Source organism: Polaromonas sp. P1_F4 (assembly GCF_056405675.1).
The window spans coordinates 482,406-495,523 of the sequence record NZ_JBFUBP010000002.1 but is presented as its reverse complement, the minus strand read 5'-3'; the positions used below and the strand labels follow the sequence as shown (position 1 = coordinate 495,523).

12 protein-coding genes are annotated in these 13,118 nt (G+C 61.6%); all 12 read left to right on the top strand.

Annotated features, from left to right (window positions below; genetic code table 11):
* Positions 1-32: 32 nt before the first annotated feature.
* The 12 genes from AC1DYQ_RS07295 (at position 33) to AC1DYQ_RS07240 (ending at position 12,991) form a co-directional block, all read left to right on the top strand.
* A complete protein-coding gene (locus tag AC1DYQ_RS07295) occupies positions 33-1,202 on the top strand; it encodes an ABC transporter substrate-binding protein (protein WP_477686220.1) in 1,170 nt (389 codons plus the stop codon).
* Between the two features lie 9 nt (positions 1,203-1,211).
* Positions 1,212-2,198 (top strand): branched-chain amino acid ABC transporter permease, encoded by a 987-nt coding sequence (locus tag AC1DYQ_RS07290; RefSeq protein WP_477686219.1) that lies wholly within the window; start codon positions 1,212-1,214, stop codon positions 2,196-2,198.
* Positions 2,195-3,145 (top strand): branched-chain amino acid ABC transporter permease, encoded by a 951-nt coding sequence (locus AC1DYQ_RS07285; RefSeq protein WP_477686218.1) that lies wholly within the window; start codon positions 2,195-2,197, stop codon positions 3,143-3,145. The genes AC1DYQ_RS07290 and AC1DYQ_RS07285 overlap by 4 nt, the downstream gene beginning before the upstream one ends.
* A complete protein-coding gene (locus tag AC1DYQ_RS07280) occupies positions 3,138-3,893 on the top strand; it encodes an ABC transporter ATP-binding protein (protein ID WP_477686217.1) in 756 nt (251 codons plus the stop codon). Before AC1DYQ_RS07285 ends, AC1DYQ_RS07280 begins: the two co-directional genes overlap by 8 nt.
* On the top strand, positions 3,890-4,597 hold the full coding sequence (locus tag AC1DYQ_RS07275; protein ID WP_477686216.1) for an ABC transporter ATP-binding protein: 708 nt from the start codon (positions 3,890-3,892) through the stop codon (positions 4,595-4,597). Before AC1DYQ_RS07280 ends, AC1DYQ_RS07275 begins: the two co-directional genes overlap by 4 nt.
* A 30-nt stretch (positions 4,598-4,627) precedes the next feature.
* A complete protein-coding gene (locus tag AC1DYQ_RS07270; protein ID WP_477686215.1) occupies positions 4,628-5,947 on the top strand; it encodes a Rieske 2Fe-2S domain-containing protein in 1,320 nt (439 codons plus the stop codon).
* Positions 5,947-6,423 (top strand): aromatic-ring-hydroxylating dioxygenase subunit beta, encoded by a 477-nt coding sequence (locus AC1DYQ_RS07265; protein ID WP_477686214.1) that lies wholly within the window; start codon positions 5,947-5,949, stop codon positions 6,421-6,423. The genes AC1DYQ_RS07270 and AC1DYQ_RS07265 overlap by 1 nt, the downstream gene beginning before the upstream one ends.
* Positions 6,424-6,442: 19 nt before the next feature.
* Entirely contained in the window at positions 6,443-7,696 is a 1,254-nt protein-coding gene (locus AC1DYQ_RS07260; protein ID WP_477686213.1) for an NAD(P)/FAD-dependent oxidoreductase, read from the top strand.
* 10 nt (positions 7,697-7,706) lie between these two features.
* The gene (locus AC1DYQ_RS07255) at positions 7,707-8,051 is read left to right on the top strand and encodes a 2Fe-2S iron-sulfur cluster-binding protein (RefSeq protein ID WP_477686212.1); all 345 of its coding nucleotides are present in this window, start codon (positions 7,707-7,709) and stop codon (positions 8,049-8,051) included.
* Positions 8,052-8,694: 643 nt separating this feature from the next.
* Positions 8,695-10,374 carry a carboxylesterase/lipase family protein gene (locus tag AC1DYQ_RS07250; protein ID WP_477686211.1) on the top strand — a complete coding sequence of 560 codons (1,680 nt, stop codon included), beginning with the start codon at positions 8,695-8,697 and terminating at the stop codon, positions 10,372-10,374.
* Positions 10,375-10,401: 27 nt separating this feature from the next.
* Positions 10,402-11,514 carry a porin gene (locus AC1DYQ_RS07245; protein WP_477686210.1) on the top strand — a complete coding sequence of 371 codons (1,113 nt, stop codon included), beginning with the start codon at positions 10,402-10,404 and terminating at the stop codon, positions 11,512-11,514.
* A gap of 325 nt (positions 11,515-11,839) precedes the next feature.
* Positions 11,840-12,991 carry an ABC transporter substrate-binding protein gene (locus AC1DYQ_RS07240; protein ID WP_477686209.1) on the top strand — a complete coding sequence of 384 codons (1,152 nt, stop codon included), beginning with the start codon at positions 11,840-11,842 and terminating at the stop codon, positions 12,989-12,991.
* Positions 12,992-13,118: the final 127 nt, after the last annotated feature.

The following is a 13,118-nucleotide window of genomic DNA, read 5'->3' as shown; positions in this document are numbered from 1 at the left end:
AGCCACCCATTCACCACTACAGGAGAAAAACGATGAACCGAGTTACCCGTTGGAGCTTTTCAATTCTGGCCTGCATGGGCATGGCTGCTGCCGGCGCAGCCGAACTTCGCATTGGCGTGATGACGACACTGAGCGGCGCGCAGGCAGTGCCTGGCGTCGACATGCGAGACGGCATTGAACTCGCCGTCAAGCAGCTCTCGGGCAAGGTTGGCGGGCAACAGACCCAGCTGATCGTGGCAGACGACCAGTTCAACCCCGGCGCTGCCAAACAAATCGCTGAGCGGCTGGTCAAGAAGGACAAGGTGCAGGTGCTGACCGGCATCATTTACTCCAACATCCTGCTTGCGGCTGCTCCAGTCTCCCTGGAGAACGGCGGCATCTACCTCAGCTCCAATGCTGGCCCGTCGCAATATGCAGGGGAGCAATGCGACAGCGGCTTCTTCAGCGTCAGCTGGCAGAACGACGCTGTCCACGAGGCGGCTGGAAAATATGCAAACGACAAGGGCTACAAGCGCGTGGTGCTTGTCGCGCCGAACTACCCGGCTGGGCGTGACGCAACCACCGGCTTCAGGCGCTTTTTCAAGGGCGAGGTGATCGACGAGCTCTATCCCAAACTCGGGCAACTTGACTTCGCCGTGGAGATCGCCCGTCTGCGCGAGCAGAAACCGGACGCTGTGTACTTCTTCCTGCCAGGCGGCATGGGAATCAACTTCGCCAAGCAGTACCGGGCCGCCGGGATGCCAGAGAAGTCAATCCTGTTAACCAGCCAGTTCTCGGCCGATCAGGATACCTTTGCCGCCAGTGGCGATGCGATGCTGGGCATCTACAACACCGGTCACTGGTCCACGGACACCGACACCGCACAAAGCCGCGAGTTCGTCGCAGCCTTCGAGAAGGCTTATGGCCGCTTGCCGAGTTTTTACGCCTCGCAAGGCTATGACGCCATCATGATGGTCGACGCGGCGGTTCGTTCGATCGGCGGCAATGTGGACGATCCGAAGGCGCTGCGCAAGGCTTTAAACGAAAGCAAATTTAAGTCGGTTCGCGGCAAGTTCAGTCTCGGCGCCAACCGCTTTCCGGTACAAGATTTCTTCGTTCGTGTAGTCTCGCGCGACACAAAGGGCCGTCTCTACAACAAGACCGAGTCACTCGTCCTGAGTAATCACGCCGACGCCTACGCTGCTGCCTGCAAGCAAAGGTGAGTGAAAGCCATGCTGTGGATCGAACAACTTCTCAATGGGTTGCAATACAGCCTCATGCTGTTCCTGTTTGCGGCCGGCCTGACGTTGGTGTTCGGGATCATGAATCTGGTCAACCTCGCGCACGGATCGCTGTACATGCTGGGTGCCTACAGTGCAGCGACGCTGACCGCGTTCAGTGGTTCGTACGCCATCGGCTTGCTGGGCGCCATGCTGTTCATGGGGCTATTCGGTGCGGTGCTGGAAATGGTGCTGATCCGGCGCCTGTACCGCCAGGATCACCTGACCCAGGTGCTCGCCACCTTCTCGCTGATCCTGATCTTCAACGAGTCCGTCCGCATTCTGTGGGGGGTACAGCCACTGCCCTACGACGTACCTGCAGCGTTGTCGGGTTCAGTTCCCGTCGTCGGCGATCTGCGCTACTCGGCCTACCGGCTGGCCACGATCGCCGCAGGTGTCGTCGTGGCCCTGCTGTTGTACTGGATGGTCTCGCGTACCCGGGTCGGCATGTGGGTGCGTGCGGGTGCCTCGAATCGCGAGATGGTGCAGATGATGGGCGTGAACGTGCGGCGGCTGTTTACCGCGATCTTTGCGCTCGGCGCGGCTTTATCGGGACTGGCGGGCGCCGCACTTGCGCCGCTGATGTCGGTCCAGGTCGGGATGGGGGATGAAGTGCTCATTCTTGCCTTCGTAGTGGTGGTCGTCGGCGGCGTCGGATCGATCCGCGGCGCGTTCATCGCGGCGCTGCTCGTCGGTATGGTTGACTCAATGGGCCGCGCCTGGCTGCCCGGCCTTCTGGGCAAGGTCCTGCCGGCCCATATCGCCTCTGATCTCGGTCCCGCATTGGCGTCGATGTCGGTGTACCTGTTGATGGCCATCGTGCTGATGATTCGGCCCATGGGGCTGTTCTTTCCCGGCGCACCCAGCCTGTTGCCAAAGTGGCTGCGCCGACGTCCACCAATGCTTGCAAGCGCCGCCCCGGGGAGGGCATCGGCATGAACCGCGGAATCATTGCATTCGCTGCGGCCGGCCTGGGGTTACTGGTATTGCCGATTGTGCTCGTCTCAGTGGGCCAGGAGTTCTATCTGGGCCTGTTGACGCGCGTCATGATTTACGCCCTGGCCGCGACCAGCCTGAACCTGATCCTCGGCTACGGCGGCATGGTCAGCTTCGGCCACGCCGCTTTTCTTGGAATCGGCGGCTACGCAGTAGCCATCGCCGCCCAGCACGGCATTGGAAATGCGTGGGTGGCATGGCCAATAGCGCTTGGCGCCGTCGCGCTGTTCGCAACGGTCATCGGCGCGGTCAGTCTGCGCACCCAAGGCGTTCACTTCCTGATGATCACTCTGGCCCTGGCGCAGATGGTCTATTACGTCTTCGTCTCACTGCGTGGCTACGGCGGCGACGACGGGCTCTCGATGAGCCGGCGCTCGACTTTCGGATGGGAAGCCTGGTGGCCGACGCGGGGTGACGCAGGCTTCTACTACCTGGTCCTGGCATTGCTGGCACTCGCGTTACTGTTCGTGCACCGGTTGATTCAGTCGCGCTTCGGCCGCGTTTTGGTAGGCGTGCGTGAGAACGAGGCTCGCATGAGCACGATTGGGTTTCCGGTCTACCGCTACAAGCTGGTGGCCTTCGTAATCGCCGCCATGCTGTGCGGCCTGGCAGGCGTGCTCAACGTTGAACTCAACCGCTTCGTCAGTCCGTCAGTGATGCACTGGTCTCAATCTGGCATGTTGATGGTGATGGTAATCGTCGGCGGCCTCGGGCGTCCGTGGGCCGGCGTTGTCGGCGCAGCCGTTTTCCTGGGTCTTGAGGAGGTCCTGTCCCACTACACCGAGCGTTGGCAGTTGCCGATGGGGCTCCTGTTGCTCGCGCTTGTGCTGGCACGCGTGGCCGGCTGGCGTCTCCCCGGCGACGCGCCCAAGGAGTTGCAGAATGTCTGAATCATCGCTGGAAATCCGTGGCATGTGCAAGCAGTTCGGTGGTCTGCGCGTGACCGACGACCTCCACTTGCAGGTTCGGCCCCGCGAAGTGCACGCCCTGATCGGTCCGAACGGCGCCGGCAAGACAACGCTGATCCACCAGATCGCCGGCACGCTAAAGCCCGACGCCGGCACGATCACCCTGGATACACAAGACATAACGACCCTGCCGGTCGACGAGCGCGTGCGGCTCGGCATTGCCCGTTCTTACCAGATCACGAATGTATTCCGTTGCCTCAGTGTGATAGACAACGTTGCGCTCGCCGTGCAGGCCCGACGCGGCCATAGCTTTTCATTCTGGCGTCCGATTCGTCGCGACACCGCCTTGCGCGACGAAGCAGCGGCTGTTCTTGATCGGCTTGCGTTGACCGAGCATGCACTGCGTCCGGCGACCAGCCTGTCATACGGTGATCAACGACTGTTGGAGGTCGGCATTGCGTTGGCAACCTCGCCGCGCATGTTGCTGCTGGACGAGCCGATGGCCGGCATGGGTCCACAGGAATCAAGCCGGATGGTCGAGATGATCGAAGGCCTGCGCGGGCAGATGACCGTGCTGCTCGTCGAGCATGACATGGACGCTGTGTTTCGCCTGGCGGACCGCATCTCCGTGCTCGTTTACGGAAGCATCATCGCGACGGGAACCCCCCAGGAGATTCGTAGCAATCCAGAAGTCGTCCGGGCCTATCTGGGTGAGGAGGACACCGCATGACCGCTCTGCTTGACATTGTCAACATCGACACGGCCTATGGGCAAAGCCAAGTGCTGTCCGGGGTCAGTCTCCAGATCCAGGCGGGCAGTGCGCACGCCTTGCTCGGGAGAAACGGGATGGGTAGGACCACACTCGTGCGCTCGATTCTCGGCCTGACCCCACCGCACCGCGGCGAGATCTACTTCCTCGGTAAGCGCATCAACGGCTTGTCAACGAGCGAGATCGCGCAGCTGGGCATCGCGGTCGTTCCTGAGGGCCGACAGATTTTCCCGAACCTGAGCGTGCACGAGAACCTGACGGCCTTTGCCGCCAATCGATCGGGCGACGGTCGCTGGACGCTCCCCTGCGTTCTTGAGTTGTTTCCGCGTTTGAGCGAGCGGGCCAGCAATATGGGGAATCAGCTCTCGGGCGGTGAGCAGCAGATGCTTGCCATCGGAAGAGCCCTGATGACCAACCCGCGGCTGTTGATCCTCGACGAGGCCACCGAGGGACTTGCACCTCTGGTGCGTGCCGAGATCTGGCGTTGTCTGGCGTTGTTGCGCAGCACCGGGCTCAGCATCCTGGTCATCGACAAGTACGTCGAGCGACTCATCCAATTGGTCGATCGCCACACCATTCTCGAACGAGGTCGCGTGGCCTGGGAAGGGGATTCAAGCGCATTGGCCAAAGATCGCGACCTCTGGCACCGGTATCTCGGTGTCTGAAAACCACTTGAATTCAAAGGAAAGTATCGTATGAGCAATAGCACTTCAGCATCAACGCCACCGAGGCCCGGAAAGCCTCTGGAATGGCCGTCCGCGGACTTCTCGCGCGTGCCCTATGACGTCTTCACCGACCCTGATATCTATCGCCTGGAAATGGAACGCCTGTTCCGCGGCGCGCTCTGGAACTACTTGGGAATGGAATGCGAAATCCCGGAGTGGGGAGACTTTCAGACTACCTGGATCGGCGACACCCAGGTCGTGGTGACACGCGCCAAGGACGGATCAGTCCATGCGTTCGAGAACAGCTGCGCGCATCGCGGTTCGCGCATCGTCGACAAGGTGCGCGGCAATGCCAAGCGACACACCTGCCCGTACCATCTGTGGACATACAACCTCGCGGGCGACCTCACCGGCGTCCCGCTGGAGAAGGGCCACAACGGCAAAGGCGGTATGCCGCCCTGCTTTGAAAAGAAGGATCATGGGCTGCGCACGCTTCGCGTGGCAACTCGTGGCGGGTTGATCTTCGGCACTTATAGCGACGCCACCGAGGCGCTCGACGACTTCATCGGCCCGCATAGCCTGGCGCAGATTGACCGTCTTCTCGTTCAGCGTAAGCCGAAGGTCATCGGTTACCTACGCCAGAAAATCGCAGGCAACTGGAAGCTTTACAACGAGAACGTCCGCGACCCTTACCACGCTTCGCTACTGCATCTTTTCCAGGTTTCGTTTGGCATCCAGACACCGGCGATGCAGGGTGGCATCAAGCTCGACAAGGACGGCAAGAACACCTGGAATCATTCGATCATGAGTGCCGACGACAACGCGGATCTCGGCAAACTGGAAGGTGCCTACGCTGACACAGGAAAGCTCATGCCCGACTTGAAAATGCATGACCCGTCGTTGCTGCAGGTTCCGCTCGACCTCGGAGACAACTACAAGACGACGATCCTGTCCATGTTCCCGACGCTGATTGTGGCCCAGGTCGACAACACCTACGCCATTCGTCACCTTCGCCCCAAGGGGCCAAACGCGGTCGAATTGCACATCACCTACCTGGGCTTCGAAGGCGACACACCGGAGCAATTGCACAACCGCCTGCTTTCGGTCAACCTCATCGGTCCAGCGGGCTACATCTCTATGGAAGACGGCGAAGCACTGCGTCTGGTGCAAGAAGGTGCGAAGGCACGCCTTGGCGACCACTCTGTGCTCGAAATGGGGGGCGTCGGTGAGATTCAAGACACGGACTACCTGTCGCAAGAGATCTCGATCCGCGGCTTCTGGAAGCACTATCACCGCTTGATGGGCTTTCCCCCAGCCGGCAAATCGAACCTCGAAACGGAGTCCGCTTAATGTCTGTCTCTCTGCAAGAACGCGTAAAGCGCTTCAACTTCAACTACGCAGACGCCTTGAATCAGCGTCGGTTCGCCGAGTGGCCCGGGTATTTCACCCCAGACAACTGCGACTACCGCGTGGTCTCGCGTGAGAATCACGATGCGGGCCTGCCCGCTCCGCTGCTGGGTTGCTACACGCACGGTATGGTCAAAGACCGTGTGGAAATGCTCATTCAGGACTCGCTGACCTACCGGCAGATGTATATGCGCCACTACATCACCAACGTGCGAACCGACAAGGCTGCCGACGGCACCATCCTCGCCAGCGCCAACCTGCTGGTCATGCAGAGCGATCTGGAGGGCAACTCGTCCATCTATATGGTCGGACGCTACGAAGACGTGCTGGCGGAGATCAACGGGGAGCTTAAGCTGCGCAAGCGGCTGGTGATCGTTGACTCGTTCAGCATCGACAACATGCTGGCTGTGCCGCTGTGAGGACAGAGGTTCGAAGGCTATGACATCCGACTCCAGCATCGTCATCGTGGGCGCCGGCCTGGCCGGCGCCGAAGCCGCGTTCGCGCTACGCGAGCACGGGCATGCGGGGCGCATCGTGGTGATCGGCAAGGAAACCTGGCCACCGTACGAGCGTCCGCCGCTGTCAAAGTCTTACCTGAAGGGCGATCTGGCGCGCGACAGGCTCTGGCTTCGCCCTGCTCAGCTGTACGCCGAGCAAAACATTGAGCTGTGCCTGGGTACCGAGGTCACTGCCATCGATCGCGCCCAACGCTGCGTGCATCTGGACAAAGGCGCAGTGCTTGCCTATGACAAGCTGTTGCTGGCGACGGGGGGCGAGGCACGCCGGTTGACCATCCCCGGTTCAGAGCTTGACGGGGTTTGCGAACTCAAGACGCTCGACGATGCCGATCGCTTGCGGGCTCATTTGGTGGCGGGACGATCGATCGTCATCATCGGCGGCGGTTATGTCGGCATGGAGTTCGCGGCGACGGCGCGCCAGGCCGGTTGTGAAGTCACCGTCCTGGAAGCCCAGGCCATGGTGCTCTCACGCTCACTCTCCGGGGTGATCGCCCGGCACCTGCAAACCGAGCATGAAAAACGGGGCGTGCGTGTGCTGACGCGGTCGGGCGTGACGCGTATCGAGGGCGATGGACGCGTCAGCGCCGTTGTCCTGGCGGATGGCCTGCGGCTTCCCGCCGACATGGTGCTTGTGAGCGTTGGCAACCTGGCCAGTGACGGGCTGGCACGCAACGATGGCGTGCAGGTCGATCGCGGGATCGTGGTGGATCGCGAGGGACGCACCAGCGACCCCCATGTGTTTGCAGCCGGCGATTGCACGGTAACCTGCTGCGAGGGATTTGACACGCCTTTGCGACTGGAGTCGGTACAGCACGCCACCTTGCAAGCCAAGCGGGCCGCGGCGGCGATGCTGGGCCAGCCCCCAGGACGCGACGAAGTGCCATGGTTCTGGTCGGATCAGTTCGATATCAAGCTACAGATGGCGGGGTTGCCCTTGCCGGGGGACACCGAACTGGTGCGGGGTGACCCGGAAAGTGGTCGCTTCAGCGTCATCTACCAGAACGCTGATCGCATGACGGCGATTCAATGCGTCAACGCCCCGGGTGACTTCGTCGTAGCCAAGAAGATGATCGCTGAAAGGCGTGTGTTCCCGGTTGAATTGTTGGGCAACCCGCTTGTCACTCTGCGCGACATTCGATTGGGTCGGCTAACAGAAGAAGCACCGACCCAGTAAATTCCGTTCCATGTTTAAAGAAGCACCTATGTCCGATATACAAATCGAAGTCACTGATCGGAAAGGCCGTATCAGCCAACTTACCGTGACCAGCGACCAGGGCTTGACGCTCATGGAGGCTCTTAAAGCGCGGGGGCTTCCCGTAGCCGCCATCTGTGGCGGAACGAAATCGTGTGCGACCTGCCACGTCTACGTAGGGGAGAGTTCTGCGAAAGTCAGCCCACCCGACGAGGATGAAGTCGATCTGCTGTCAGAGTCGGAACACTATCGAGAGGGCACGTCGCGCCTGAGTTGCCAGATCGTGCTGTTGCCAACGTTAACCGGCTTGAGCGTTGAACTGGCTCCTCAGGACTGACTGCATCCAATGCCCAACGCCGCTCGCACCTGAGAGTGGCGCGTCCTGAAGGGCTCGATCACTTCCGCCGCGAACGTCCTCGATCTTCCCCCTGCTGAACGATGGGGTCGTCGGCCTTGATTGCCTTCGCCCGCCAATATGCAAGCGTTTCGGTGACCCTGGAGTCGACGGACGGTTGGATGACGCCTTCAGCGATCCGGTAGACCTCCTGATCCAATCCAGCACTGAGCCGCTGCGCGATTCGGCCTCGGTGCGCGCAAGCGCCTGCAAGCAGGCGATCAGCTGGTGACATCCTGCTGCTGATACGCAGGCGGCGCTGACCGGCTGCGACGTGGCGCTGCTGCCGTCCGTGATGGCGCCGCCGATATCAAGACCGCCGCCTTTGCTTGATTGCACTCGGCTGGACACCATCGCCCCTATCGATCTACACACTTGTTCGTCGCGCCGGACGCTGGCCTGGCTGGCCGCTTGTTCCTCGATGACCTGGGCGCGGCGTTCGCCCCGTTCGAAAGCTCTGGCCGCTAACGCGAGCATCCCGTTCTTGGAACACTGCGTTGCGCCGGACTCCCTTACGCGCCGCACTTCGCGTTCCTAGAATTCGCCCTGCCGCAGCCACGTCGAGCTGCGCAACAGGAGCCCATGCATGACCAGCGACAGAAGTTTTTTATTCAAAAGCAAGGCCGCCAGTCGGCGCGGCTTTCTTCTTTCGGCGGCCTCGGTGGCGGCTGCTTCATTGGCTGGCTGCGCCGCCGGTGGCGACAAGGCTCCGATGGTTGTCTCCACATCGTCGGGGGTGTTCCGCGGACAAACGACCGAAGGCATCACCTCTTACCTGGGCATTCCCTATGCGCAGCCGCCGGTGGGCGCCTTGCGCTTTCGTGCGCCGCAACCGTTCGTGCCCCGCAGCGATGTGGTCGCTGCGAATAGTTTTGGTGCGGCGAGCATCCAGACCGTAGGCCGCTCCGTGTCATGGATTTATCCGCCCCCGCCCGACCAGAGCGAGGATTGCCTCACGCTCAATGTATGGGCGCCCCGGAACACGCAGAAGTTGCCCGTGATCGTCTGGTTGCATGGCGGCGCATTCCGCACGGGCGCCACGTCCATGCCTCTCATGAACGGTCGGCACCTGGCCGCGCGCGGCCAGGTGATGGTGACGGTGAATCACCGACTGGGCGCGCTGGGCCTGCTTTCCCACCCAGACCTCACGGACCCCGGCAACGGCACCTCCGCCAACTGGCAGTTGCAGGACATCGTCGCTGCCCTGCAATGGGTCAAGCGGAACATTGCCGCGTTCGGCGGCGATCCGGACAATATCTGCCTGATGGGCCAGTCGGCCGGCGCCATGGACGCTGCCATCCTGGCGCAGAACCCGGCCTACCGCGGGCTGTTTCACAAGGTCGTGTTGCTGAGCGCACCTGCTGTGACGGCCCCAGCCTCCATGAGTTCCCCCGACGCGGCGGCATATACAGAGCTGTTGGCGGCTCGCCTGGGCACGACGGTACGCGGCTTGCGCGATGTGCCCGCACAAACGCTGCACGCCGCTGAGATCGCGCTCAACGCCCTGCCGCTACCGGCGAGCATCACGACAGGCAAGGGCATCAAGCTGACGCCACTCGTCGACGGCAAGGTCTATCTCGGCGACTGGACGCGCGGAGCCTGGCCTGCCGACGTCCCCGTACTCATCACTTACACCCTGGATGAGGGCGCGTTCTTTGTTGACCTGTACGACCCCGTCTCCAAGACCATGCTGACGCCGCCCTTGCCATCGACCGCCGCGGCCTTGAGCGGTGCGGTGCTTTCCCAGGTAGGTGGCTCGCCGTCCGCCGCATCCGCAATCATCGACCTCTATGCGCGTAGCGCTCAGGCCGAAGGCCGCTCCACTGCGCCTGGCGCTTTGTGGGTGGAGATTTTCGGAGACGGGGTTTTGCGCAACTTCGGCACGCGCTATGCCGCCACCATTGCCAGGGCAGGGGCCAAGGTGCGCTACGGCACATTCATGCACCCGGTGCCGGCGCCCGGGCGCGGCGTGCCGCATTGCGCCGAGTTGCCCATGGTGTTCGGCACCTACGCGCTGGACTACTACCAGGGCAAGGTGGGCACGAACGAAGCGCAGGGCAAGCTTTTCAACGAGATGGCCAGCGCATTGACGTCCTTCGCGAAGGACGGAAATGCCCGGTTTGCCTCGGGCCAGGCCTGGCCGCTGTACCAGCCGGGTACGCCCACGTCGGCGCGCATCGGCGAGGGCGGCTCCTCAGCCATCACGCTGGGCCCCATTCCGAAACTGGCGCAGATGGCGGCGTGGGACGCGCTGCTGGGCTACTAGTCCTTTCGTCACTTACCGAGAAAAACCATGAAAAAAGTCAACAAAAAAACCAGCCTTCTTGCCACCGCAGCGGTGCTTGCCGTCTCCCAGGCCCTGTTCGCCGGCCAGGCGCTGGCGCAGTCCAGCGTCACCATCAGCGGCATTGTCGATAGCTACGCTGGCAGCACACAATTGAGCGGTGCCCCGCGCCAGACTCGCGTTGAAAGCGGCGGGCTGTCGGCTTCGCAAGTGACCTTCAGCGGTGTGGAAGACCTGGGAAGCGGCCTGAAGGCCGAGTTCGGCCTGGGCATGTTCTTGCGCGCCGACACGGGTGCCAACGGCCGCTCTGATACTGACCCGCTGTTTGCGCGTCTGGCGTTTGTCGGCCTGAGCAGCGAGCTGGGCACTCTGCGGCTGGGGCGCCAGACGTCCAGCAGCTTTTTGACCATGCTGCGCACCAATTCGCTGGGCGACTCCGCAGCATTCAGCCCCATATTCCTGCACACCTTCCGCAGCGCGGTGGGCCAGGGTACACAGTTTCACAGCCCCGGCGCACCGCCCGTCAGCCGCGCGCTGACCGGCGCGCTCGGCACCACTGACAGTACTTGGAACAACGCCGTGGGTTATGTCTCACCTATCGTCGGCGGCTTTACCATTTCGGCGCTGTATGCGCCAGGCGAGGTGGACGGCGTCGGCGATCGCAAAGAGCTCGGTGCTTTTTATGCCAATGGCCCTTTGAACCTGGCGCTCGTGGTGGACAAGTTCGCTGCCGGTTCTGTGCCCGCTTCAGGCCCGGCAGCCGCCGCCGTCCAAAGCCAGACCAGTGTGCAGCTGGCCGGTGCTTATGCCTTCGGTTTTGGCCGCGTGAGTGCGGGCTACTTCAACCACAAACGTGACTACACCACGGTCACGGATGACCGGATCAGGACCTTCCATGTCGGCGCCAGCATTCCCGTAGGCGCAGGGGCCGTACTGCTGCAGACCGCCCAAAGCCGCCAGTCGCCCGACGCGGGCGCCAGCACCAAACGCACCACCACAACTGTGGGTTATGACTACAACCTTTCCAAACGGACCGATCTCTATGCGCTGTACATGAACGACAGGTTCACCAGCCTGGCCGCTGGCAACTCCGTAGTGATTGGCATTCGGCATCGCTTCTAGTAGACAGTCAATTTGATTCGTTAGCCAGGCTCAGTCTCATCTGAACGCAGGTACTTCTTCACTGTGTGCGAGCCAGGCGTGTACGTCTTGAGCTCTCGGGGATGGCCCTGAGGCTCCCGAAGGGAATCTGGCCGGTCCCTCCTGTATATGGTCACGATGGTTGCTGGCACTTGCACCGGGCCTGTGGTGCAGGCACAGGCCAGCAGCTCATCCTTACGGCTTCTTAATGCGACTTCGGGCTGCGTAAATGCGGTACCTCGGGGTTTAACCCATTTGAATTACTTTGTTTTGGTGATGTACTGGATGAAGTAATAAAGGAGACAGCATGGCTCTCAATTTCACGCACCTCAAGACCACTTTGGCTGCACTGGTGATCGTGGCATTGCCGATGTCCAGCCACGCCATCGACCTGGTCTTCGGCCAGGTCGCTTCGCAGACCAATCCGACCTCGGTCGCGAACGCCAAAGGCATGGCGGCGGGCATCCAGGTCTACTTCGACAAAGTCAATGCGGGCAACACCCTGCAGGGCAACAAGCTCAAGTTGGTCACGCTTGATGACAGCCTGCAGGCCCCAAAGATGATTGAGCTGACCCAGCAACTCATCGGTGATCCGGCGGTGGTAGGGCTGTTGGGCTTTCTCAACAGCGGCGGACTCGCCGAAATCGCCAAGCAGGACTTGCTGGGCAAGAACGGCATCGCGCTGATCGCGCCGCTGCAGGGCGATAAAAATGTGATTTCCGCCAGCAATGTGTTTCCCCTGCGCAGCGGCTACGCCGATGAAGTCGGCAGCCTGCTCAAGGAAGCCAAAGCCTGGGGCAAGGACTCGCTGGCCATCGTCAACATGAACGTCGCCTTCGGCCCACCCCTGGCGCAGTTGACGACCCAGCTCAGCGGCCCACAGGGCGTCAAGATCGTGACGCAGCAGGTGCTTGATGCCTCGCCCGACAAGCTCGACGCGAGCGTTCGCGCGGCCGTCGCGGCTATCTCCGAGACCCGGCCCAAGGGTATTATTTTGCTGGCTGCGGGAAAGCCCGCGTTTGAATTCGTCAAGGCTGTCCGCGAGGTCCCTGGCGGGTCGGTGCAGATCTACGGTCTGTCGGTGCTGCTGCACGACGGCTTGGTCAATGCCACCGGCAAGGACAAGGCTCGCGGCATCGTGTTGAGTCAGGCGGTGCCTTTCCCCTTCGTTCCTTCCAAACCGGTCATCACCGAATACCAAGCCGACATGAAGAAGTACGCACCGAGCGAGGCCTTGTCGTTCTCAAGCCTCGAAGGCTACATGGGCGCCAAGATCGCCGCGGAAGCTGTCCGGCGTGCGGGCAAGACGCCGACCCGCGCCGGCGTGCTGCAAGCCTTGTCCAATCTGGGCGAATACAACCTTGGAGGTGTCTTTGTCAACTACACGGCCAACCAGCGGACCGGCTGGGGCGGTGTAGATCTGTCCATCATCAATTCCAGCGGCAATCTTCAAAAGTAGACTACGCAATCTCCTTCCTAAGAAACTTCCCCGCTGCTCACCATGTTTCCACAAGCAATGACTGATCGCTGCAGATCGTCGGCCGACTGCAAAGGCGCATCAATGTGATGCGTTCGACGTACTTTGT

Bases quoted from the DNA above. Each gene is read 5' to 3' on its own strand.
- AC1DYQ_RS07295 (WP_477686220.1), top strand. From the start codon at position 33: ATGAACCGAGTTACCCGTTGGAGCTTTTCAATTCTGGCCTGCATGGGC.
- AC1DYQ_RS07290 (WP_477686219.1), top strand. From the start codon at position 1,212: ATGCTGTGGATCGAACAACTTCTCAATGGGTTGCAATACAGCCTCATG.
- AC1DYQ_RS07285 (WP_477686218.1), top strand. From the start codon at position 2,195: ATGAACCGCGGAATCATTGCATTCGCTGCGGCCGGCCTGGGGTTACTG.
- AC1DYQ_RS07280 (WP_477686217.1), top strand. From the start codon at position 3,138: ATGTCTGAATCATCGCTGGAAATCCGTGGCATGTGCAAGCAGTTCGGT.
- AC1DYQ_RS07275 (WP_477686216.1), top strand. From the start codon at position 3,890: ATGACCGCTCTGCTTGACATTGTCAACATCGACACGGCCTATGGGCAA.
- AC1DYQ_RS07270 (WP_477686215.1), top strand. From the start codon at position 4,628: ATGAGCAATAGCACTTCAGCATCAACGCCACCGAGGCCCGGAAAGCCT.
- AC1DYQ_RS07265 (WP_477686214.1), top strand. From the start codon at position 5,947: ATGTCTGTCTCTCTGCAAGAACGCGTAAAGCGCTTCAACTTCAACTAC.
- AC1DYQ_RS07260 (WP_477686213.1), top strand. From the start codon at position 6,443: ATGACATCCGACTCCAGCATCGTCATCGTGGGCGCCGGCCTGGCCGGC.
- AC1DYQ_RS07255 (WP_477686212.1), top strand. From the start codon at position 7,707: ATGTTTAAAGAAGCACCTATGTCCGATATACAAATCGAAGTCACTGAT.
- AC1DYQ_RS07250 (WP_477686211.1), top strand. From the start codon at position 8,695: ATGACCAGCGACAGAAGTTTTTTATTCAAAAGCAAGGCCGCCAGTCGG.
- AC1DYQ_RS07245 (WP_477686210.1), top strand. From the start codon at position 10,402: ATGAAAAAAGTCAACAAAAAAACCAGCCTTCTTGCCACCGCAGCGGTG.
- AC1DYQ_RS07240 (WP_477686209.1), top strand. From the start codon at position 11,840: ATGGCTCTCAATTTCACGCACCTCAAGACCACTTTGGCTGCACTGGTG.